This is a genomic window from Streptomyces sp. SID13666, assembly GCF_010548325.1.
GTDB classification, from domain to species: domain Bacteria; phylum Actinomycetota; class Actinomycetes; order Streptomycetales; family Streptomycetaceae; genus Actinacidiphila; species Actinacidiphila fildesensis.
Map to the genome: position 1 here is coordinate 746,172 of NZ_JAAGLX010000001.1, position 23,170 is coordinate 769,341.

The 23,170-nt window shown below is 70.7% G+C and carries 17 protein-coding genes; 6 read left to right on the forward strand and 11 right to left on the reverse strand.

What is annotated here, in order from left to right; translation table 11 throughout:
• Window positions 1-54 precede the first annotated feature (54 nt).
• From menC to G3I60_RS03615, 4 genes are all read right to left on the reverse strand, one after another.
• Window positions 55-1,152, reverse strand: coding sequence for an o-succinylbenzoate synthase (gene menC, locus G3I60_RS03600; RefSeq protein WP_164292255.1), 1,098 nt, complete (start codon window positions 1,150-1,152; stop codon window positions 55-57).
• Window positions 1,149-1,937 (reverse strand): GNAT family N-acetyltransferase, encoded by a 789-nt coding sequence (locus tag G3I60_RS03605; protein WP_164292254.1) that lies wholly within the window; start codon window positions 1,935-1,937, stop codon window positions 1,149-1,151. Before G3I60_RS03605 ends, menC begins: the two co-directional genes overlap by 4 nt.
• Window positions 1,921-3,069 (reverse strand): M20 family metallopeptidase, encoded by a 1,149-nt coding sequence (locus G3I60_RS03610; RefSeq protein WP_164292253.1) that lies wholly within the window; start codon window positions 3,067-3,069, stop codon window positions 1,921-1,923. Before G3I60_RS03610 ends, G3I60_RS03605 begins: the two co-directional genes overlap by 17 nt.
• Window positions 3,070-3,224: 155 nt before the next feature.
• Window positions 3,225-4,247 (reverse strand): dipeptidase, encoded by a 1,023-nt coding sequence (locus G3I60_RS03615; RefSeq protein WP_164292252.1) that lies wholly within the window; start codon window positions 4,245-4,247, stop codon window positions 3,225-3,227.
• Between the two features lie 566 nt (window positions 4,248-4,813).
• Between G3I60_RS03615 and G3I60_RS03620 the strand changes: the two genes are divergently transcribed.
• Window positions 4,814-5,998 carry a type III polyketide synthase gene (locus G3I60_RS03620; RefSeq protein WP_343240751.1) on the forward strand — a complete coding sequence of 395 codons (1,185 nt, stop codon included), beginning with the start codon at window positions 4,814-4,816 and terminating at the stop codon, window positions 5,996-5,998.
• Between the two features lie 21 nt (window positions 5,999-6,019).
• Here G3I60_RS03620 and G3I60_RS03625 read toward each other — a convergent pair whose 3' ends face one another.
• From G3I60_RS03625 to G3I60_RS03635, 3 genes are all read right to left on the reverse strand, one after another.
• A complete protein-coding gene (locus G3I60_RS03625; RefSeq protein ID WP_164292251.1) occupies window positions 6,020-8,194 on the reverse strand; it encodes a SpoIIE family protein phosphatase in 2,175 nt (724 codons plus the stop codon).
• Between the two features lie 273 nt (window positions 8,195-8,467).
• Window positions 8,468-9,415, reverse strand: a complete 948-nt coding sequence (locus G3I60_RS03630) for an FAD-dependent oxidoreductase (protein WP_198358507.1) — start codon at window positions 9,413-9,415, stop codon at window positions 8,468-8,470.
• A 225-nt stretch (window positions 9,416-9,640) separates the two neighbouring features.
• A complete protein-coding gene (locus G3I60_RS03635; protein ID WP_164292250.1) occupies window positions 9,641-13,330 on the reverse strand; it encodes a SpoIIE family protein phosphatase in 3,690 nt (1,229 codons plus the stop codon).
• 424 nt (window positions 13,331-13,754) lie between these two features.
• Here G3I60_RS03635 and G3I60_RS03640 point away from each other — a divergent pair, with 424 nt between their 5' ends.
• Together G3I60_RS03640 and G3I60_RS03645 are read left to right on the forward strand one after the other, a co-directional pair.
• On the forward strand, window positions 13,755-14,555 hold the full coding sequence (locus G3I60_RS03640) for a hypothetical protein (protein ID WP_164292249.1): 801 nt from the start codon (window positions 13,755-13,757) through the stop codon (window positions 14,553-14,555).
• 126 nt (window positions 14,556-14,681) lie between these two features.
• Window positions 14,682-17,477, forward strand: coding sequence for a protein kinase (locus tag G3I60_RS03645; protein WP_164606469.1), 2,796 nt, complete (start codon window positions 14,682-14,684; stop codon window positions 17,475-17,477).
• Between the two features lie 102 nt (window positions 17,478-17,579).
• Here G3I60_RS03645 and G3I60_RS03650 read toward each other — a convergent pair whose 3' ends face one another.
• Both G3I60_RS03650 and G3I60_RS03655 read right to left on the reverse strand, forming a co-directional pair.
• A complete protein-coding gene (locus G3I60_RS03650; protein ID WP_164292247.1) occupies window positions 17,580-18,035 on the reverse strand; it encodes a DoxX family protein in 456 nt (151 codons plus the stop codon).
• Between the two features lie 105 nt (window positions 18,036-18,140).
• Complete coding sequence (locus G3I60_RS03655; protein WP_164292246.1) at window positions 18,141-18,932, reverse strand: SDR family oxidoreductase; 792 nt, start codon at window positions 18,930-18,932, stop codon at window positions 18,141-18,143.
• Window positions 18,933-19,155: 223 nt separating this feature from the next.
• Here G3I60_RS03655 and G3I60_RS03660 point away from each other — a divergent pair, with 223 nt between their 5' ends.
• Window positions 19,156-19,725: a TetR/AcrR family transcriptional regulator gene (locus G3I60_RS03660; RefSeq protein ID WP_164292245.1), complete on the forward strand. Its 570-nt coding sequence runs from the start codon at window positions 19,156-19,158 to the stop codon at window positions 19,723-19,725.
• A 138-nt stretch (window positions 19,726-19,863) separates the two neighbouring features.
• Here G3I60_RS03660 and eno read toward each other — a convergent pair whose 3' ends face one another.
• Entirely contained in the window at window positions 19,864-21,171 is a 1,308-nt protein-coding gene (gene eno, locus G3I60_RS03665) for a phosphopyruvate hydratase (protein ID WP_164292244.1), read from the reverse strand.
• 163 nt (window positions 21,172-21,334) lie between these two features.
• On the opposite strand from eno, the gene G3I60_RS03670 reads away from it, so the two are divergent.
• Together G3I60_RS03670 and G3I60_RS03675 are read left to right on the forward strand one after the other, a co-directional pair.
• Window positions 21,335-21,757 (forward strand): MarR family winged helix-turn-helix transcriptional regulator, encoded by a 423-nt coding sequence (locus G3I60_RS03670; RefSeq protein WP_138351771.1) that lies wholly within the window; start codon window positions 21,335-21,337, stop codon window positions 21,755-21,757.
• 116 nt (window positions 21,758-21,873) lie between these two features.
• The gene (locus G3I60_RS03675) at window positions 21,874-22,497 is read left to right on the forward strand and encodes a hypothetical protein (protein ID WP_164292243.1); all 624 of its coding nucleotides are present in this window, start codon (window positions 21,874-21,876) and stop codon (window positions 22,495-22,497) included.
• Between the two features lie 130 nt (window positions 22,498-22,627).
• Here G3I60_RS03675 and G3I60_RS03680 read toward each other — a convergent pair whose 3' ends face one another.
• Window positions 22,628-22,930, reverse strand: coding sequence for a hypothetical protein (locus G3I60_RS03680; protein WP_164292242.1), 303 nt, complete (start codon window positions 22,928-22,930; stop codon window positions 22,628-22,630).
• Window positions 22,931-23,170: the final 240 nt, after the last annotated feature.

Sequence of the window (23,170 nt, forward strand, 5' to 3'; positions counted from 1 at the left end):
CGGGGACGTGGCCTTTCTTCCTGTCTGACGGAATCATGCTAGGCGCTCCCGCGCTCATACGGGTATCCACTTCGTGCTGACCGTCACCGCCTGGAGGAGCTCCGGGATCGGGGTCACGCCCAGGCCCGGGCCGGTCGGCACCCGCAGCCGGCCCTCCTCGAGCCGGAACGGCGCGGTGATGTCGGTGGTGTAGTAGCGGTCGGACGCCGAGGTGTCGCCGGGAAGCTGGAATCCGGGCAGTGCCGCCAGCGCGACGTTCGCCGCCCGGCCGAGGCCGGTCTCCAGCATGCCGCCGCACCAGACCGGGACATCGTTGGCGACGCAGACGTCGTGGATGCGCTTGGCCTCCAGGTAACCGCCGACGCGGCCGGGTTTGATGTTCACGATCCGGCAGGCCTTCAGCTTGATCGCGGTGGCGGCGGCGCGCGCGTCGACGATCGACTCGTCCAGGCAGATCGGCGTCGTGAGGTGGTGCGCCAACTCCGCATGGCCCAGCAGGTCGTCCTCGGCCAAGGGCTGCTCGAGCAGGATCAGGTCGAAGGGGTCGAGCCGGGCGAGGTGCCTGGCCTGGTCGAGCCGGTACGCCGCGTTCGCGTCGACCTGGAGCGGGATGTCGCCGAAGCGCTCGCGTACCGCCTTGACCGGCTCGATGTCCCAGCCCGGCTCGATCTTCAGCTTGATCCGCAGGTAGCCCGATGCCAGGTATTCCGCGACGACGTCCAGGAGCTCTGGAATCGTGTCGGTGATGCCCACCGAGACGCCGCAGGGGACCTGGGTCCGAGTGGCGCCGAAAGCCTGGCTCAGCGGCTGGTCGCGCGCCCTGAGTTCGGCGTCCAGGACCGCCATCTCCAGGGCTGCCTTGGCCGTGCGGTGGCCCTGGAACGCGGCGAGGGCGGGCCCCACCTGGTGCGCGCCGCTGACGCCCTTCATGGCGGGGATCAGGTAGCGGGTCAGGACGTCCGCCGCGGCCTGCGTGTACTCGGAGGAGTACAGGGGTGCGGTACCCGCGCAGCACTCGCCCCAGCCCTCGGCTTCGTCGGCCACCGCCCGCAGCAGGACGGCCTCACGGACCGTTTCGGTCCCGAAACTCGTACGGAACGGTGCGACGAGCGGCATCCGAACGGTGCGGAGCTCCACTCCGGTGATCTTCATGCTCTCTCCACGATGTACCAGCCGGCACGGTCGAAACCGGCGATCTTTCCGCCGTCCCGCATCAGCCCGCCGAGGACCTCCCTGAGCGCGGCCCGCCATGCGGCGGCCAGCGCGGGATCCTGTCCCCGGAGCGCCTCGACGTCGTCGGGGACGGCGACCTTGACGAGCTTCGCCGCGGTCTGCCGCGCCCGGGGGCGCCCGTCCGGACCGATGTCGAGCATCGCGGCCGCGGCGACCGCCGTATCCCGGGGCGTGCCCGCGCAGGCGGCGGCGACTTCCGGGGACGACAGGCGCCATCGGACGAAGAGGCGGTCCGTGGGGTCGCTCCGGTTGACGTCGTCATCCATCGGACCGTAGAAGTCCGGCAGGTACTCGGTCGGCTCGGCGGCCAGCTTGACCAGGTTGAAGTAGGCGTTGCGCCGGATCAGCGGGTCGTAGGTCCACCAGATCTCGGCGGCGCCCTGCTCCAGCGCCCAGGCCCGCTGATGAAGCTTCAAGGCGAAGCCGACATTGCGCCCCTGCGCCCGCGCCAGCACGCCGGCTATGTGGCTGTGCAGGGCCTCGCGGGCCGGCGGAGCGAAGAAGCCGAAACAGGCACCGACCAGTTCGTCGTCCTCGTAGGCCCCGCTCACATAGCCGCCGGCTTTCGCCAGCGCACGCAGGAAGTCGGCGGTCACCGGCGGGTTGCTCGCCCCGGTGCGCCAGATGCGCTCATACAGGCGCCGGACGGCCTCCAGGTCGCTGACGCTCTCCAGGAGACGGATGTCTTCAATCACGCTGATCATGCTTCCAGCTGGTCGACACGGGCAGCTGGTCCGCCTGGATGGAACGGACGCCCTGATTTCGTCCCAGCAGACAATGCAGGAGATCCATCAGCAGTCGCGTGCGTCCGGGCAGTTCCCCGACGATGACGTGTTCGTCATCGGCGTGGGCTCCGCCGCCCACCGCGCCCAGTCCGTCCAGGGTGGGGATGCCGATGCCCGCGGTCAGGTTGCCGTCGGAGGCGCCCCCGACCGCCGTGGACGTGAGCGGCCCGGGCGCGAGCCGGCGGGCCAACTCGAACAGGTCCTTGGACGCCTCGGCCTGCAGGGGCGGGCGGTTCGGGCCGCCTGTCACCTCTACCTCGGCCCCGTCGAGGTGCGGCCGCAGAGCGAGCATGGCGCGATGAACCCGGACTTGCGCCTCCTGCGTCCACGTCCTCACGTCCACCTCGAAGACCGCGCTTCCCGGGACCGTGTTCACCGTGGTGCCCGCCAGCGCCCTGGTCGGGGTCACCGTGGTGCCCCCGCCGCTCAGCGCGGCCACGGCCACGATCTGATGGGCCGATTCCAGGGCCGCGTTCACGCCCTTCTCGGGTTCGAGCCCGGCATGGGCCGCCCGCCCGGTGATGCGGATCTCGTAGCGGGAAACGCCCTTGCGCTCGGTCTTCAACGCCCCACCGGGACCTGCGGCTTCCAGCACCAGCACGGCGTCACACCCTCGTGCCTCCTCCTCGATCAGCTCCCGTGAGGTGGGCGATCCCGGCTCCTCGTCACCGGTGATGAGCAAGGTCACGCCGGCCCTGTCGTCGAGCGCGGCCACCGCGTGGAAGGCCATCACCAGCCCCGCCTTCATGTCGAAGCAGCCGGGCCCGCGCATGACGCCGTCCCGGATCCCGAACGGGAGCCGCTCCAGCGAGCCGATCGGCCACACCGTGTCGTGGTGGCCGAGTACCAGCACCTTGGGCCGGTCGCCGAACCGCCAGCGCAGATGGGTCCGGCCGTCGATGACGACCCGCTCGGGCTCCGCCCCCAGCCGCGCGGCTCCCACCGCCGCGACCACCTCCGCACTGCGGGCGACCGCCTCCAGGTCCTCGGACGGTGATTCGCAGCGGACAAGTCGTTCGATATCAGCGATCAGCGTGTTTCCCGGTGTCATGGCCCCAGGGTCTCGAAATGTCCCGCGTGCCGATCTGTCGATCCCGGCAGGATCGACGTCCGCTGTTCGGCCGCCCCGACCAACCACTCCCGGGGGCGACAGCACGTGCGGGCCCCGGCCGGTTCGGCCGGGGCCCGCACGAGTCGGAACCGGGTTCAGATGTTCGTGCCGAGGAATGCGCGCAGATTGCCACCGATGATCTTGAGGATGTGGTCCTCGGGCAGACCGCGGGCGAGCAGGGCCCTGGTCAACTGGGGCAGGTCGGCGGGAGCCTCCATCCCGGGGAAGGTGAACGAGGGGTCGTCGGCGTCCGCGAAGTCCTCGCAGCAGGGGGGAGTGGTGTCGGCTATGACCTCGCGGACGAAGTCGGGCCCGATGCCGACATGGTCGACGCCGACCAGGGAGACGATGTGTTCGATGTGGTCGACGATCCTGTCGACGTGGACCTTGTCCTGGGCATCGGTGAGGAAGTCGGGCACGAACGCCACGGAGACCAGCCCGCCGGTCGCCGCCACGCCACGGATCTGCTCGTCGGAGAGATTGCGGTGGTGGTCGCGCAGGGCGCGAGCGCAGGAGTGCGTGGCGATCACGGGGCGGGTGGCCAGCTCCAGGACGTGCTCGACGCCGCTCCGACCGAGGTGGGAGATGTCGAAGAGGATGCCGAGGCGCTCCATCTCGCGGACGGCCTCGACACCGGGAGCGGTGAGGCGGCTGCCCGTGGCGTCCTCGCGGCTGCCGTCGGCGAGCGGGGTGCGGCCCCAGTGGGCGATGGAGGCGATGCGCACGCCGAGGCGGTGCAAGGTCGAAAAGAGCTCGGTGGAGGCGCCGACGCCGGGGGCGCTCTCGAGCGCGAGCACCAGAGCGAGCTTGTCCTGGACAAGGGCGGCGTCGATGTCCGCGCCGGTGAGGCACAGCGCGACCTGATCGGCGTTCTCCTCGGCCAGGACGTGGACACACTCGATCATCCGCAGCGTCTGCCGCAGCGCACCCTCGGGTTGGTAGGGCGCGTCGATGAACACGGGCAGTACCTGCAGGTCGATTCCTCCCGCTTGCAGCTGCGGCAGCCAGCGCTCCCTGAAGAAGGATCCCCAGCGCTTCGGGGGCCGGGCGGCGACTGCCGTCAACAGATCGTTGTGGGCGTCGGCGACGACAGCGCGACGGTGCAGCTCCTCGAACATCAGCGGCCTTTCCGGGCAGGGGGGATGAGGGTCGGATCCGGAGAGTAGGCCCCCTTCGAGCTGCACGATTGGTGTCGGCGGATGAAACGGAACCCCGGTTCTTGAAGCCTGGCACCACTCCGTGGCAGCGGTCCGGACCCGAGGGCAAGGACTTCATGCGTCCGCCCGCACGGCCGGGGAGTGCTGACGCTTCGTCACCCCTTGGGGGGTATACGGATGTCAGGCGGCGCATCGCAGTGCGGCGCGGCGGGATCGTCGCTCTCCTGCGGCAACAAGGCTGCTGCGGCTGCCGAATGGGCCCACCAGGACGCCGCCGACGTCCGTGAACCTGCCCCTGCCGAGGTGGCCGGCGAGAGACGGCGTCGTCGGCCTGTGCACTCGGGCGATCTTGGAGTTCTCGGAGTGGCGTGGACCACAGAGACGTTTCTCACAGACCGATCTGCCCGAAAAAGGTAGATAACTCCTGAAGTGGAGTGCAAAAGTACTCACTTGGCCATGAAGTGATGAAGTGACCCATTTCATATGCTCCGTGGCATTCGATCATCCTGCGTAGAAAGGTGCGTACTGTGACCGCTTATCTGTGCCCTCCCGCGGTGATACACGGCGAGCATGCCGTGGAGACCAGCCAGATCCTGGCGGAAGTACGTGACCGGCATCAGCACGCGCCGTGGCTGCCGCGGATCGACGGCATCGCGGCCAGTACCGGCATCGCTTCCCGCGGGTGGATGGTGCCGTTGGCCACCGCCGTCGCGTCCAGCGCCGGGAGCGGCCTGCGGACCCCGGGCGTCGCACCGGCCCGGCAGGCACTGATCCGCGACGGATTCAGCGAGCAGGAAGTGGACCGCGCGATCAGCGCGCTCGAGGCGATACCGGCGCCGCAGACCGTGCAGGAGCGCACCGCGCCCGCCTGGGAAGCCGTGCAGGCGTACGGGGAGCGGGCAGCGCGCGGGGCACTGCAGATCGCAGGGCTGGACGCCGCCGACGTCGACTGCCTGATCACCAGCCACTCGACCACCCCGGCTCTGCCGGGACTGGACATAGCGCTGGCCGACCGGCTGTCGCTACGCGATGACGCGCTTCTCCTCCCGGCCACGCAGTGGGCGTGCATCGCGGGGACCCGCTCCCTCGCGCTGGCGGCCGACCTGGTGGCCGCGGACCCCGACCGGGTGGTTCTGGTCGTGATATCGGAGGCGCTGAGCACCACCTACCAGCCCGCGGACGACACCCTGGAGTCCTTGATCGTCCGGCTGCTGTTCGCGGACACCGCCGTCGCCGCGGTGGTCACCGGCCGCCCCAGGCCGCAGTCGGTGCTGCGGCTGGACGCGGCCTGGCACCACACCCTGCCCGGCACCCGGGACCTGCACCGGCTGGACACCCGTGCCGACGGCACGCACTTCGTCATGGACCGGCGCGGGCCGCGCGCCGTACAGGACACGGTCGTCGCGATGTGGGAGTGGCTGCGCCTCCGTCACCAGGACGACGCCAACCCCTGGCATCCCGATCTCCTGCTCGCGCACCCCGGCGGGACCCGCGTGCTGGAGTACATGGAACAGACGATGCCCGACGGGTGGCCGACCGACGTCCTGGCCTACAGCCGCGACAGTTACACCAGCGGCAACCGCGGCGGTGCGGCCGTGTTCGACATCCTGCGACGCGCGCACGACGCCGGCCAGAGCGCGGGAAGCCGTACCGTGCTCTTCGCGGCGGCGCCCGGACTCACGGCCACGGCCGTCGAGGCGGAGTGGCTCTAGGTGTACTGACCCCCGGTGGTGCTACCTCGCGAGTTCCGCCCAGACGACCTTGCCGGTGTCGGTCCACCGCACCCCCCAGCGGGTGGTGAGCTTGTGGACGACGCGCAGGCCGCGCCCGCTGTCGTCGAGCAGGCCACCGCGGCCCAGCCGCGGTCGGCCGTTGCTGGTGTCACCGACCTCACACAGCAGACTGTGACCGGTCTTGATCAGCCGCACCGTGATGGGACCGGTGGCGAAGCGGACGGCGTTGGTGACCAGCTCGCTGATCACCAGCAGCGCGCTGTCGCGCGGGGCGCTCTTGGCGTGCCATTGCCGTAGGACGGCAGAGGCCAGCGTGCGGGCCCGGGCGGCGGCGTCGTCGCGCGCCGGCAGACGCCAGGCCGCAGTGTCCCGTTTACGACGCCCGGCCATGCGGGCGAGCAACAAGGTCACGTCGTCGCGCAGGCGGCTTCGCGAGGCGAACTCGACGACCAGGCTCCTCGCGACCTGCTGCAGGTCGTCCCAGGGATGCACCTTGCTCACCGCGTCCGTCAGCCGGTCGATGCCCTCGTCGATCGAGACCGCCGGATCCTCCACGAGACCGTCGGTGTAGAGCGCGAGCAAGGACCCGGGGGGAGCGGCGAAGGTGTGCACATCGAACGGCTCCCGCAAGGCGAAGGCGGTACCCAGGCCAGGATGGGGGTGCGTCGCGAGAGTCCTGGCGGACCCGTCGGGGAGGACGAGGATCGGCGGGAGATGGCCCGCGCTGGACGTGACCACCTGATGGCCGACCGGATCGTAGACCGCGATGCAACAGGTCGACCCGAGCGCGCTGTAGCCGGCCGCCAGGCCGGCGTCCGCGTCGTCCAGGAGCGTGACGGTCTCGTCCAGATGCGCCAGCACCTCATCGGGCGCCAGCCCCGCCGACAGCAGCGCCCTGGCCTCCATGCTCAACTGGCCCATGGCTGCCGCGGCCCCCAGACCGTGCCCGACGACATCGCCGACCACGAGTGCGGTACGGCCGTCCGGCAGGGGAAAGCTGTTCACCCAGTCACCGCCGACGCCCGCGCTGTCGGGGGTGGTGGGCTGGTAGACGCTGGCGACCTCGATGGTGTCGCTGCCGGCGCGCGGCAGCAGCCGGCGCTGCAGCGCCAGTACCTGAGCGTGCTCGCGCTGGTGCTGGCGGGCCAGATCGACATGGTGGGCGGTCCTGGCCACCAGCTCCTGCAGATCCAGCAACTCGCTGTCGTGGAAGGGGCGGTCCGGCCGCCGCCAGACCTCCGCCACGCCCAGCACGATGGGCGGTGCGCCATCGGAGCCTTCCAGGACCAGCGGTATGCAGGCCACACTCGCCGGCCGGTCGACGGGGACCAGAGCACGCACCAGTCGCGGATCGCCGAGCACCCGCTCGATCGCCTCCCGATCGGGAATGACGAGGGCCTGCGCGACGTCGTCACGCGTGACCGCGAGGGACAGCAGACGGCTCGCCTCGTTGGGAAGGTTGTCGCCGGGCGTCAGATAGCCCTCGGGCCACGCCCTGTCCGGCATAAGAGCAGCCCGCCGCAGCCGGATGCGCCCCTGAGCCTGCTCGGTGACGGCCTCGCCCGTCCACACGGCGTAATCGAGGTCGACGGCGGCCACGTCTCCCCAGACCAGCAACGACTGGGCCAGGGACTGCGCCGTCTCACCGATGTCCAGCGACGTCCCGATGGCGGTCTCGGAAGCGTACAGATGCAAGCGCTTGGCCATGGCGATCAGGGAGACGGTCAGGCCCTCCTGGGGCGCCGCGGCGGGCAGGATGCTCATGGAGACCACCAGCTCCGACCCGTCGTCCCGCCGCAGACGCTGGACCCGGGCGACGTGCGCCTCCCCTGTCTCGATGACCTGCCGCAACCGCCGGGTGACCGTCGGGATGTCGCCGGGAGGCAGCAGATCGGCGAACGCCGCTCCGACGGTGACCCCCAGCCCATCGAAGGCGGGGGCGTCCAGGTTGCAGCGAGTGATTCTCAGTTCCCGGTCCAGATTGACCGCGCCGAGGATCTGCTCCTGGCCGGTGGTCGCGCGGTCGCCGTTCGGTGACCGAGGATCGGAGTGGTCGCCCTGCGGGGCGGCGGGATCGGCTGCGGCTGCCGGTCCGTCCCGCGGAATGTAGTCCCCCAGGGCACGGCTGACCTGCTCGAACGGCGACGAGGGCAAGGGGGATGATGTGGAGTCCATGCGGCTCTCTCAGCTCGCTCGCCGACCCCGGCACATGACCGGAGGCGTACCCGAGTCTCTCGTGCGGTGAAGCCCCGAGATCCCCTACGCACACCCATTGAATAACACTCGCGCCCTCTTCGCCTGCAAGGGCAGATCGCGCGATGGGAGCGGACGGTCACAGAACGTATCCGCACACGTCCGCCGTGGGCTGGCGGTCACCCGCCCGGCGGTCGACGACGGCCGCGCTCTGCCGCCGCGGCGGCAGAGCGCGGGTGCACGAGCAGGGTGACGTCAGATCTGGTCGGCGAGGTCTGCCACGGCCTCGGCGCAGCCCCACGACAGAGTGACACCCGCACCGCCATGGCCGTAACAGGCGATCACGGGGACGGGAAAACCGTCGACGTGTTCCAGGCGAATGGTGTCGCGGGCCGGGCGGAGCCCCGTGGCGCGCGAGAGAACGGGCAGCCCGGCCAGCGCGGGCATGAGGGAGACCACCCGGCGAAGGATCGCCTGCTCGATCTCGGCCACGGGTTCCGTGGCCCATGAGCCGACCTGCGCCACGCCGCCGCAGACGATGTCTTCACGGCGGGGAACGATGTAGGTCAGGCCCCCGGGGTTCTCGGTGTCAGTGATCCACTCGGTGATTCCCGGGTTGGCCAGGCGGACGATCTGCCCTTGGACGGGATACATCGAATCGTCGTCGAGGAGGGCTCCGGAACCCATCCCGGCGGCGACGACCACCAGGTCGGCATCGCCGGCGAGGTCGTCGACGGCCGTGACCTTGCGCTCGACGAACGTCACCCCGAGGCCCGTGCAGCGCTTCTCCAGCCACGGAAGGTAGTGCGGCATGGATATGACGGGCACGGTCGCCCGCACCCCCGCCACCGCGCCGGAGGGCAGCTCGTCCGCGGCGGCCTCGTGGTGGAGGGGGACCGCATCGGTCCATGAGCGGTCCTCCCCGACGTGTCGCTCGACCACGAGGCCTTCCCGGAGATCGACACCGGCGGCACGGTCGGTGGAAAGCTGCTCGAACCGCGCGCGGGCCGCGAGCAACCAGCCCATCAGCGACGGCGATGTCCCGCTCCGGTAGGGAAACCACACGGCCGCCGCGACGCTGGACACGCTCTCCTCCGCCCGCTGATCAGCGATCACCGTGACGGCATGGCCGCGCAGGGCCAGATCGTGGGCGATGCTCAGACCGACGATCCCCGCTCCCACGACGTTGACACGTTTCGACACCACCGCGGCACCCCCAATGCCTCGAATCCGATACGGACTTCACCGCGCGATGTTCCTCGTCGTCGCGCTCAAGTCACTGCCGCTCGCCGCAGCCGGCCGCGTGATCACGATATCCTCCGGGCCTGGGACACGCTTGTTCTTCCAGATCTTGTGGCCACGCTCGCCAACAGGTCGTCGATCTCGGGGTCCGCAGCCTTTCGCCACAGCGTTCCGCGGCGGCCGAGGTCAGGGTCCGCCTGGGGCGAAGGTGCCGAGGGGCAGTTCCAACTCGATCCAGACCACCTTGCCGTGGCGGGTGGCGCGGCTGCCCCAGCGGTGGGCGAGTTCATTGACCAGGTGCATACCGCGGCCGCCCTCGTCCTCCTCGGAGACGCGGCGCACCCGGGGCACCTGGTTGTCGGTGTCGGCCACTTCGAGCGTGAGGACCCGGTCGCGGAAGAGCCGTAGCTCGGTGGGCATTCCGGTGTGCAGCAGGGCGTTGCTGACGAGCTCACTGACCAGCAGTTCGGCGACCTCGCTGAGCGACTGCAGCCCCCAGGAGCCCAGCCTCGCCCGGGTGAACCTCCGGGCCTCGCCCACCACGGCCATGTCGCCGGACAGCGGCAGCATGGCGATCCAGTCGTCACGTACCGGCATTGCCCGCGCCATGATGATGGCGATGTCATCCTCGCTGTCCTTGGCCGACAGCGCGTCGAGCACGGCGTCGCAGCTGGCTTCCAGGGACGGTCCGCGGTTGGCCACGGCCTGCGAGAGCAGCAGCATCCCCTCGTCGAGGTCCCGGTCGCGCCGTTCGATCAGTCCGTCGGTGTAGAGCACCAGAACACCGTCCTCGGGGAGGGTGATCTCCACGTTCTCGAAGGCAACGCCGCCGACACCGAGCGGGACGCCGGGAGGCAGGTCGATCAGCCGCGTGGACCCGTTCGGGTCCTGCACCACGGGTGGTGGATGTCCGGCGCAGGCGATGATGCAGCTGCGGTCGACGGGATCGAACACCGCGCACACACAGGTCGTGAACTGCCCGTCCCCGATCGCCGACGCCGTCTCGTCCAGGCGCCGGAGCACCCGGTCCGGGGACATGTCCAAGGTGATCAGCGTGCGGGCCGCGGTGCGCAGCTGGCCCATGGTGGCGGCGGCGCGGATGCCGTGGCCCATCACGTCGCCGACGATCAGGGCGACCCGTCCACACGACAGCGGCACGACGTCGAACCAGTCGCCGCCGACCTCGCTGACGACGCTGCTCGGCAGGTATCGGTAGGCGATCTCCAGGCCCGGTGTGAGGTGGACCTCCTGCGGCAGCAGGCTGCGCTGGAGGGTGAGCGCGGTGTCGCGTTCACGCCGGTAGAGGCGCGCGTTGTCGATGCAGACCGCGGCGCGGGCCGCCAGCTCTTCGGCGAGCGCGACATCGGCCACCGTGAAGGGCTCCGGATTGCGCATCCGGATGAACTCGGCCCCGCCGAGCACCACACCGCGGGCGAGCAGCGGCACCATCAGATACGAGTGGACGCCCGCGTCGAGGCCCGGCTGGACGCGGTCGGGGTGCGCCACGATCCGGCGCAGGGCGGCCTCGTCCACCTGCGCCACCAGGATGGACCGGCCGGTGCGCAGGCTCTCGGCGTAGAGCTTAGCCGACCGGGAGGTCCCGCCGACCTCGTCGGCCGCCCCGATCATGCCCGACTCGTTGACCTCGCCGACCGCGACAGCACGCAGCAGAACCCTTCCGTCGGTCGGTGACGTTGTCTGGTCGCCCTCCTCGTCCCCGCCCTGGACGACCGATTCCAGCAGGTCGACCGTGGCGAAGTCCGCGAACCGCGGGATCACCAGCTCGACCAGTTCTTCCGCGGTCCGCTGCAGGTCGAGTGTGGTCCCGATCCGGGAGCTGGCGTCGTTGAGCAGTGCCAGCCGCTCCTGCGCGGCGTGGGCCTCCTCCAGCGCCTGCTGGCGGGCCTTGGACGCGTCCCGCTCACGGGTGTAGAGCAGGGCGTTGTCGATCGAAACCGCGGCACGGGCCGCCAGCTCTCCGGCGAGTGCCAGATCTTCCTCGTCGTAGGGCCGGTCGGTGACGGTCCGGTAGAACGAGACCACTCCGACCACCGCGTCGCGTGCGATCAGCGGAACCACCATGAAACTGCGGAGACCCTGCTCGCGCGACGCGGCGTTCCTGATCGGATCCTCGGCGAACCAGCTCAGCCCCTCTTCGTCCATCCGGGGTACCAGCACGGGCCGACGGTGCGCCAGGCTCCAGGCGTACGGCGTGGTGGGATGGAACCGGTGGACGTCGCCGACCGGGGCCACCGGCACCATCCCCGCACCGTCGGTGGTGTGGAAGGCCAGGCGGCGCAGGAGCGCCGACCGGTCGGGCGGGCCGGGGACCTCCTCGCCGCGCAGCAGAGCGTCCACGACCTCGACCACGACCGTGTCGGCGAGCGTCGGAGTGGCGACCTCGGCCAGTTCGCGCGCCGTCTGCGTCAGGTCCAGCGTGGTGCCGATGCGGGCGGACGCCGCATTGATCAGCGCGAGCCGCTCACGGGCCGCGTTGGCCTGGCGCAGCGCCTGTTGCCGGGACTCCCCGGTCTCGTGCTCCCGCCGGTAGAGCAGGGCGTTGTCGACGGCCACCGCGGCCCGGGAGGTCAGCTCGTCACCCAGCGTGACATCGTCCTCGCCGAACGCCTCCATGCCGCCGCGCCGCGAGTACACGACCATGCCCAGTACGGCCCCGCGCACGACCAGCGGAGTCACCCGCACCGTCCGGGACACCCGGGTCTGGTAGGCGTGGACCCGCTCGGCGGCCTCAACCGGGGCGAGCGGGGGGAGATCCACCGAGGGCACGATGACCGTCCGGTGCGTCGCCATCGCCTCGGCGTACGGCGAATCCCGCGGCACCCGGTGGACCGCGCCGACCGGCAGGTCCCGTACCGGATAGCCGGGGTCGGAGCTGGCGATCGCGAGGCGGCGGACCTGCTCCGCCCCGTCGGGTGCCGAGGAATCCGCGTCCTGCCCGGTGATCAGGCGCTCGAGGACGAAGACGCCGCTCACATCGGCCAGCCGGGGGACCATGGTGTCGGCGAGTTCCTGCGCGGTCCGTCCCAGATCGAGTGTGGTGCCGATCCGGGACGTGGCGTCGACGAGCACTTCGAGCCGTTCACGCGCTGTGGCGGCCCGCGACTCGGCCTGGAAGCGCTCGGTGACCTCGATGATCGTGGAGCTCACCCCGAGGATCCGACCGGTCCGTTCCTCCAGCCGGAAGTAGGAGGCCGACCAGGCGCGTTCCTTCGAGGGGTCCGCGGGCGTGATGCCGTGGGACCGGGCGTCCACGACCGGTTCGCCGGTCTCCAGCACCTGCCGCATCACCGCCTCGATCTCCTCCCCGTTGAGCCCCGGCAGCACCTCGGTCAGGCGCCGGCCCACGTGCTGATCCGCGGGCAGGCCGCTGATCCGGGCGAGGGCGTCGTTGAGCCGTACGAAGCGCAGGTCGGTGTCGTAGACGGCCATGCCGACGGGTGACTGCGTGAAGAAGCTGTCGAGGACGGCCAGGTCGGACTCGATGCGGCGGATCTCCCTGACGTCCGATGCCACGGCGAGGACGAGGGGACGGCCGGACTCGGTCGGGATGGGATGGGTACGGAACTCCAGGTTCACCGAGTGGCCGTCACGGTGCTTCACGGGGAAGACCCCGGACCACGCCTCGCCGCCCAGAATGCCGGCGAAGAGGTCCATGACGCGCGGCTGCTGTTCCACGTCCACGAGCAGGTGGGAGGCGAAGGCGCCGACGGCCTCCTCGGCTGTGTAGCCGAGCAGCACCTCGGCGTCGGCGCTCCAGTGAATGATGCGTCCGTCGTCCTGGATCAGCGCTGTGGCGATGGGAATGAACAGCAGGCCGCGTGACAGCGCCTCGCCGCCCGCCGCGTCGCGTCCCACGTCCGCACCAGTCGTCGGCCCGTCCATTTGCCTCTCGATTGCATGGTCAGGAGACCGCCCGGAGGTCATTTTTCCGCTCTGCCATCTTCCCACGTCCGCCGCCGCTCGCTCGCGGAAGAGCGAAGACTGCTCCTGGCTGTGCCTTTCACCCCGGTGGGTCATGCGTGTCCGGATCGCCGCTGGTCAGCCAGGTGATTCTGCGAGTGGGGGGCGAGGCGGCGCGGGTGCCGTCCGGGCCGACCGACGCGGTGGGTCCTGGGGGGTGTCGTGTCGGGCGCCCTGGCGTGGCTGAGGTTCACGTTGCCCGGATTCAGCAACGACGGGTGACGTCTCATTGCCGGTCGCTGTCCTTACCTCCTTGATCACGGCGGGAAGAGAGTGAGGTCCAGCGGATTTCGGCGGGCAACGATGGGGGAGTCGAGCGATGACCACGATGAGGATCGGCGCTGAGCGGGCGGCGGGCGGATCGCCGCCGTCCCCACGGGGGGCCGGTCGGAACCGGCTGGTGGGTGCGGCGCTGATCGTGTTGTCCCTGGTAACGGCACTGACCTGCGCTTTCGTCTTCACCAGCTGGCTGCCCACCGACGGTGCCCTGTATCGGGAGTACCGGGCGGCCGAGGTGTGTTCCGTGCGCACGGTGATACCGGCGTCGGAGGACTGTCTGCGGGAGCTGAGCTTCACCGTCGAGGGCACCCACAAGACCGCCAAGAACATGCGGGCGACCCTCCTCGGCCCACGGCCCTTCGGGAGGGTGGTGGTGCCGTTCAGTGACTCGGGGCCGACGCTGAGTGGCCTTCAGAAGGGGGACCGGGTCACGGCAACTGTCTGGCGCGGCGTGGTGGTCATGGTCGCCGAGGGGGACGCCCGGCAGCATTCCGCCGACGCGCCTCGCGACGAGCCGCAGATGACAGCCGCCGTCGGCACGTTCGCGGGGCTGCTGGCGGCGTTGGCATTCATGTTCGGTGCGATGCATCTGGTCCGCCCGCGTGATCCCGGACTGTTCACCTGGCGCCCGTACGGCAAGTGGCTGCTCATCGTCACCGGGGCGACCTGCGTCGTCGTGGGTCTGGGCACTGTGTGGACGGGCCTGCCGTGGCTGCTCGTGCCCACGGTCTGCGGGGTGGTCGTCGCCGGTACGGCATGGCTCCTCCACCGAGACCTGCGGCTCGGACGCGCGAACGCGGCAAGCCGGCCCGCCCAACACCCGTCGAGGCAGGCGCAGTGAACAGGAACGGATCGGCGACCCACCCCCGCTCACTCTTGAGGAACGGTACTTTGCCGTGTACCGGCTCTTCATCCGGCCTGCCGGCAGGCCGGGATGTCGGCCGACCGACAGCTCCGGGGGGTCTGTATGCGGTGGATCGGCAAGCGGCGGAACGGCACACCGGAGTCCGGTGATCCGGCGGCCGAGGTGCTCGCGCGGCTGCGGGAGGGCAGTGCCTCGGCCGAGCAGGACGGCCGGGAGGGCAGGCCGGGCAAGGCAGTGAAGCGGTATCGCGAACTGGTCGTTCGTGGGACGGCCGCGCCCGGGCCCGACGACCCCGCCACTCTGGCCATGCGGCACCAACTGGCCCACTGGACCGGTGAGTCGGGCGACGCGGAGGGCGCGGTGCGGCTGTTCGCGCAGCTCCTCTCCGACCGTGAGCGGCTGCAGGGATCCCGGCATCAGGACACCGGACTGGCCCGGCACCAGCTCGCCCACTGGCACGGCCGGGCAGGGCGAGCCGACGAAGCCGTACGCCGTTACGAGGAGTTGCAACGTTCGGCCGAGCAGGAGGGCCGTACCGAGGCCGCGCTCAACGTGCTCTGCGACATGGGCCACTGGCAGCAGCAGGCCGGCGACAACGCCGCCGCGCTGCGCACCTACACCCGGATGCTGAAGACCGCCGAGAACGAGCTCGGCGGTCGGCACGCACTCACCGGTATCGCCCGCCAGCGCTATGCGGAACTCGCCGGCGGGCTGCCCTTCGGCCACGAGCGAGGGCACGACAGTCTGCAGGACCTGGTCGCGGCGGCCGCGGAGGTCGAGCGGAGCGGCGACCTTTCACGGGCGAGCCGCATGTACGGCCAAATCGCTGATAAATGCGAGCAGTTGTACGGCGCGGGCAGCGACCGGAGACTCGGAGCGCTGGTCTCGCAGGCGAAGGCGGCCATGCGGACAGAGGACCTGGACGAAGCCGTCGGCTGTTTCGGGCGCGTGCTCGCGTGCATGGAGCTGCGAGGAGAGGGCCCGGGCTCACCCGAGTACGACGTGCTGTCCGAGCAACGGGACGGACTCGCCCGGTCCACCCGGGAGACAACGCTCCACATCGGTGACACGGCGGGGACCCTGCTGGCCAGGCAGGTGGAAGCGGCACCCGCCACGGCCTTCGGGCTGCTGGCCCGGGAGAACCGCGCCCGGCACCTCACTCGGGTCTTCCCGGTCAGCGACGGAACCGATGATCCGCAACCGCACAAGGTGAGCATCGAGCAGTGGCTCGGCGTGATCCAGCGCCTGGCCGACCAGGGGTGCGAGGCCCGATCCTTCTACTTCGCCCGCGCGGACCGTCGACCGACTCCCGAGGAGATCGCCCTGTGCGCGCGGCTGGGGCTGCTCGGCGTCTACGTCTCCAACGAGGGTGCCGGCAATGTGAACGTGGAGGCGTACTCCTTCCGTGGGGGCACACCCCAAGTGGTGTCGATCGTCGTGGTGGACGAGGAGCAGGCGGCGCCGGAACCCGCGCCGGCCCGCGGCCCGGGCGGTGCCACGGCCGTCCATGCCGAAGCCGAGGCACTGGGGGAGTGGCGGCAGGTGGGGCGGGCCACGTCCGCGCGGACAGCGGAGGATCCGGCGGCCTTCGGTTCCTACGAGGTCCTGGAGCGCGTCGGGGAGGGCGGGTTCGGCCGCGTCTACCTCTGCCAGGATCCCGACGGCGTCATGGTGGCGGTCAAGACCCTGCACGCGGAGTACGCGGCCGACTCCTCGATCCGGGAGGGGTTCACGCACGAGGTGCAAGCGGCCCGTCGAGTCAGTGGCCGGTTCACCGTGCCGGTGATCGCAGCCGACACGAGCGGCGGGACCCCCTGGATGGCGGTGCCGTTCGTGGCCGCACCTTCGCTGCAGGAGGTGGCCGAGCGGTGCGGTGCCCTGGATGCCGCCACCGTCCGGGGTATCGGTGCGGGCATTGCCACCGCGCTCACTGCCATCCACGCCGAGGGCATCGTGCATCTCGACCTCAAGCCCGCGAACGTGCTGCTGACCGAGGACGGCCCCCGCGTCATCGACTTCGGCATCGCGCAGATCGAGCGGCTGACCGAGCCCCGGAGCGGCTTCGCCGGGACGTACGCCTACGCCTCGCCGGAACAGATACGGGAGCACGAGCAGTTCACCCCGGCCAGCGACGTGTTCTCCCTCGGCACGCTCCTCGCCCGCCTCGCCCTGGGGCACCTTCCCTGGGGCAGGAAGGTCCTCGCCGTGATGACCAACATCTGCGACGGCACGCCCGACCTGGCGGGTCTGCCGGCCGAACTGGAGGAAGTGGTGCGGTCGTGCCTCCAGACCGATCCGGCCCGGCGGCCGACCCCCGCCGCGGTCGCTGCGGCCCTCGCGGCAGGCTCGGCGGGGGCACCTCTCGGACCGGAGGTGGAACGGTTCGCCCCGCCGCCCCTGCCCGCCGAGGCGACCACCCTCATCCGGGAGCACGCGACCCTCCCGGCCACCCGCCACTTCGAGACGCTCGTCCACACCCGGGTCGCGAGGCCGGACGACACCACGGTCGCGGCACGGCCGACGATGGGCGGCGACACCAGTGACACGCCGCGCGAGGACCGCACTCCCGACACCGCGGCTCAGGACCTCGAAGCCCAGGTCCTCGCCTGGGAACGCGAAGGCGGCTCGAAGCCGACCGGGCAAGTATGCCGGGAATGCGGCGCCTTCGCCGCGGAGGCGCGCTCCCGGCTGGGCGAGGATCACCCCCTGGCCCTGCGCCTCAAGGTCTCCCACGCCATGCTCGGCTACGACGGGACGGACGGGACGGACGGGACGGACGGGACGGCGTACGCCGAACGCGTCGTGGACGAGGCCGCCGTACGTCTCGGCGACGGCCATCCCACGGTCCGGGACGCCCGTACGCTGCTGGCGGCGCTGAGGTCCGCACCGCCGGGCTGAGTTCTCCCTGCGGCATCCTGGGAATCCGGGCATGGCCGGACGCCCGCCGGGGGCATGGCCCCGGCGGGCGCCGGCTGTTGGAGCGGTTGCGTGCCGGGGTGTTCACGCCCGGTGGCGGACCAACTGGACCAGTTCCGCGTTGTGGTGGCGGCGGGCCCAGGCGATGAGGGCGAAGGGGATGATCAGGATCAGTGGTGTGGCCGCGTAGTGGCCGTCCAGCGCCGTCACGTTGGTGATGAACGCACCGATCATCAGGCCGATGAAGGCGGTCGCGGCAATGCCGGACAGAACCGGGATCAGCAGGGCGATCCCGCCGGCCACCTCAAGGCTGCCGACGAAGTACATGTACCAGTCGCCGAAGCCGATTTTGTCGAAGCTCTCCGCGGCGGCGCTCGCCGCGAACAGCTTGGGCAGCCCGCTCGCGACGATGAAGAACAACGCGAGCACGACCTGCAGCGTACGAAGCGCGATGCGGGCCTTGCGGCCCGGAGCGGCGGCGGTGCGGGACGTGTCAGTGGCGGCGGTGGCGGTCGAGGTGGGCAGGGCTGCCTGGGACATCGTGATCTCCTTTGCGGGAAGCACCCGTTGTGCTTTCACAGAGGTAGACGGCACCGCCCCACCGAACTCATCGGCCGCGGCGAACTTTCGTGTGGGCGGCGCGTCTCAGCGTTTGTGGCGCTGGGCCTGAGTGATCTGCCCGACGAAGGACTCGAGCGCCGCCCTGCGCTGGACGGCGGCGCCGAGCGAGGGGAAGAGGCTGCCGATGGCGCTGCCCAGCCGCAGTTCGACCGGCGCGACGTTCACCTCGGCCCTGTCACGTTCGAGCGCACTGACAGCACCCGCCGCCACGCGTTCGGGCGTGACGGTACGAACCCCGGCGGGCGGTGTGGCACCGGTGTCGGCGAACATCCCCGCGCCGCGGACGAATCCCGGCTGCACGATGGACACGCCGACGCCCGTGGCGTGCAGGTCCTGCCGCAGGGCATGGGCGAATCCGCGCAGTCCGAACTTCGCGGCGCTGTAGAGCGAGGTGGCGGGGGACGAGGTCCGTCCCGAGATCGAGCCGATCATCAGGAGGTGACCGCGGCCGGCTGCCACCATGTGCGGCGCGAGCAGCCGGGAGAGCATCAAGGGTGCGCGCAGGTTCACCTCCAACGACCGGTCGATCTCCGCTGGGGTGAAGTCGAGCAGGGCGCCACTGGCGGGCAGCGCGGCGTTGGCGACCAGGATGTCCACGGGACCTGCCTCCTCGGCCAGCCGCACGACCGCGTCGCGGTCGCTGAGATCCGCGACCAGCACCCGTGCGCCCAGGGACGCTTCGAGGCCCTTGAGCGATTCGGCGCGCCGGCCGGTGATCACCAGATGGGCGCCCTTGGCGGCCAGAGCCTTCGCCAGGGCATGGCCGATGCCGCCGCCGGCGCCGGTGAGGAGAACAGTCGATCCATTGATGTCCATGGGGGCCATCCTCTCCTACTGTTCGTTCGAACGAACAGTAGGAGAGGACGAAGGGACCCAGCGATGGCCGATTCCACACGCACGGGCCTGGCGGATGACCAGCGATGGTACGAGTGCTGGCCCGCTCCTCCCAGCGCCCGGCGGAACCCCCCGCACCTTCCCTCCAACGGCGACACCGCGGCGGATGGCCTGACCAACGGGCCGACCATGGGACGATGAGCACATGCCGAATCCCACCCCGACGCGTGCACGCATCGTCGAGGCCACGCTGCGGATCATCGGTCAGGACGGCGTCGCCGCGGTCACCAACCGCCGCATCGCCAAGGAGGCGGGCGTCTCCCTCGGCTCGATCACGTACCACTTCGCCACCCAGCACGACCTGCTGCGCGAGAGCCTGCGCTCCTTCGTCGACCAGGAGACCCGCCGCTTCACCGACCTCGCCGCACGTCACATCACCGACTGCGTCACCGCCGAACAGGCCGCCACCATCGTCGGCCAGGTGTCCGCGGACACCGCCTTCGACAGCGAGCACATCGCCCCCTTCGAGCTCTACATCCACGCCGGCCGTGACCCCCAGCTGCGCCCGGCGGCCGCAGAATGCTTCACCGCCTACGACCAGCTGGCCGCCTCCATCCTCGGCGGCCTCGGCGTACCGGACCCCGAACGCCTGGCCGGCCCCGTCGTCGCACTCGTCGTCGGCCTCCAACTGCGCCGTCTGGCCACCGGCTCGGCCTCCGACGACCTTGTCACCGCGCTGCTGCTGCTCACCGGTGGTTCCACGCCCGGCCCCTGAGCGCTCCCCGCCGATCACCTCACCGAGCGGATGGGAGCGGCGGCGAACCAGCAGTCAGGAAGACGTGTCTGTCCGGTCTCGCGAGCGGGCCCCCGATCCTGCTCGGGGGCCCGCGTGGTCCCTACCGCTGCCTGCTGTTCATGCCCGACGCAGTGCGGAGCGGCCCGCGAAGCGCGCCGAGTCGCCCAACTCCTCTTCGATCCGGATCAGTTGGTTGTACTTCGCCGTGCGGTCGGAGCGGGAGAGCGAGCCGGTCTTGATCTGACCGCAGCCGGTCGCCACCGCCAGGTCCGCGATGGTGGTGTCCTCCGTCTCGCCCGAGCGGTGCGACATGACGACCGTCCAGCCCGCCTGGTGGGCCGTGGCCACCGTGGCCAGCGCTTCGGTCAGGGTCCCGATCTGATTGACCTTGACCAGGACCGAGTTGCCCACGCCGGTGCGGATGCCCTCGCGCAGCAGTGTCTCGTTGGTGCAGAACACGTCGTCACCGGTGAGCTGGCAGCGGTCGCCGACGCGGGCGGTCAGCTCCCGCCAGCCGTCCAGGTCGTTCTCCGCCATCGGGTCCTCGACGGAGACGATCGGGTAGGCGTCGATGAGCTTGGCCAGGTAGTCGGCGTTCTCGGAGGGGGTGCGGCGCACTCCCTCGCCCGCGTAGTCGTACACCCCGTCGCGGAAGAACTCCGACGACGCCGGGTCCATGATCAGGCCGATGTCCGTGCCGGGGAGGTAGCCGGTGCGCTCGATGGCGGTCATCACGAAGTCGAGCGCCTCCTCAGCGGTACGCAGCGCGGGTGCGAAGCCACCCTCGTCGCCGACGCCCGTGGAGTGCCCGGCGGCCAGCAGATCACGGCGCAGGGTGTGGAAGACCTCGCTGCCCATGCGGACGGCTTCGGCGAAGGTTTCCGCGCCCACGGGCGCGATCATGAACTCCTGGAAATCCAGCGGATTGTCGGCGTGGGCGCCGCCGTTGACGATGTTCATCATCGGCAGCGGCAGGAGGTGGGCGTCGGCACCGCCGAGGTAGCGGTACAGGGGCCGGCGGTGAGCCGCCGCGGCGGCCTTGGCGGCGGCGAGGGAGACGCCGAGGATCGCGTTGGCGCCGAGCCGGGACTTCGTGGCGGTGCCGTCGAGGGCGACCAGCGCGGCGTCGAGACCCGCCTGGTCCACCGCGTCCCGGCCGCGTACGGTCGCCGCGATCTCCCCGTTGACGTGGGCCACCGCGCGGTCGACGCCCTTGCCGTGCCAGCGCGCGGGGTCCCCGTCGCGCAGTTCCACGGCCTCCCGGGCACCGGTGGAGGCGCCGGAGGGGACCGCCGCGCGCCCCAGGGACCCGTCCGCCAGGACGACGTCGACCTCGACCGTGGGGTTGCCCCGGCTGTCGATGATCCGGCGGGCGGTGACGGTCTCGATGGCGGCGTTGACGGTCCCGGATGCCTGTGCGGACATGGGAGGTCCTTCCCGTTGTCGTGTGCCGTGGCCCCGGCTGCGACAGCGCTGGCGCTGAGCCCGACAACGCCAAATCATACAGCAATGCTGCCCAGTTTTGCTGTACAGCATTGCTGTGCAGGTCAGGTGCACAGCAATGCTGCCCAACGGGGTAAAGTGCCCTATGCCCACCTCGGAAGCCGCCGCCATCGCCGCAGAACTGCGCACCGCGATGGGCAAGCTCACCCGACGCGTCAAGCACGAGGACCGCATCCCGCTGGGTCAGGTCGCCGTGCTCGGCGCACTCGACCGCGACGGCGCCATGACCACCAGCGACCTCGCCGCCGATCAGCGTGTACGTCCCCAGTCGATGGCCCGTTCGGTGGGGCTGCTCATGGAGCAGGATCTGATCACCCGCCGGGCGCACCCCACGGACGGCCGCAAGTCGCTGGTCGAGCTGTCGGACGCGGGCCGGGCCGCGCTCGAAGCGGAGCGCGGCCGCAGGGTCGGTTGGCTCGCGCAGGCCATCGAGGCCGAACTCACGGATGAGGAGCAGACGTTGCTGGCACGGAGCGCCACCCTCCTGGAGCGGCTCGCCACCCGCTAGCGGAGTCATTCCGATGCCGTCAGCGGTCGTAGGCCCGGCCATGCCAGGTGTCGCGCAGTGCCGCGGCCCGGGCCGGCTGCGACACTCGCGGGTAGCGATGAACCCGAGGAGGCGGCATGACTGCTGACGCAGTGGCTCTGACCAGGCGATCCCTGCACGGCATCGCCGAGCTGGTACTGGCCGGGCCGCAGCACCGGGCGATCGGCCGCATCCGGCTGCGGATCGTCGGCGGCGGTTTCGGCACGATCGGCGAACCGGCGTTGCGTGTCGAGGGCGGCGACCTCGTCAGCGGAACGGCCCGCATCGCGCTGTCGGGCCAGACCTACGCGGCGCTCGCGGAAGCGGCGGGGATCGAGGCCGGCGCCCCGGAGGGGCTCTATCCGGACGGGTCCGGGGTGAAGCCGGACGAGGTGATCACGGTCGATCCGGAAGCCGGAGCCGAGATCCTCCGCGCGTTCGCCGCCGGGGACGAGGCGTTGCGCGGTTTCGCACCCGAGACCGAACCGGTGCTCTGGCCCGAACACTTCGACCTCGCCATCACTCTCGACGAGGTGAACTACGGGGTCTCACCCGGCGACGACCACCTGCCGGAGCCCTACGCCTACGTCGGGCCGCACCGGCCGCGCGAAGGCAAGTTCTGGAACGCCCCTTTCGGCGCCGCACGCACGCTGCGGGTACTCGGCAACGCCGACGCGATCCAGGGGTTCTTCGAGGAAGGCAAGCGCCGCACGGATTCCTGACGGGCATCCCGATCGTGATCGCAGCCTCTTGGGCCGCTTTCCGGTGGCTGCTTCCCGGGCGTGCGGAAAAGGGGGTGAGAACGCCCCGCCGCGGCCCTGGAGGGCTGCGACGGGGCAGGACATCGGGGAACTACTTCCACTGGATGTCGGTGGCCATCAGTGCGTACTTGCCGCACTCGCCATCGAACTTCCAGTACCCGCTGCCGACCCACTTGCCGTAGTAGGTCTTGCCGTTGGCGCACTCGGTCACCGTACGGGCCTTGCCGCGCGTCACGTGGCAGTCGGCGCTCCAGCTGTGGCTGGTGTCCTTCCAGTTCTTACAGGTGTACCCGTAGTCGTTGGCGCTCGCCGCGCCCGGCAGGGCGACGAGCAGACCCCCGGCGAAGACGGCGGTGACGGCAGCGGCTCCGAGGCCGCGTATGACGCGCTTCATGTTCTGATCCCTCTGTGTTACCACCCGCTCAGACGTGCACGGCGCGGGACGGAGCGGGTGAGGCGTCCGGCACCGCTGAGTAAATGATCTTACAGGTCCGCCGCTCAGCGGCGTCGGGGCCCGAGCGTATGGACCGTCAGGACCACAGCCACCAGCCCCCGTTGCCGGTCAACGGCGGCGTGGGGCGAAGCTGCCGGGCCGCGCCGCGACGAGGCCGTCGGCCTTGCTGCCTGCTGCCAG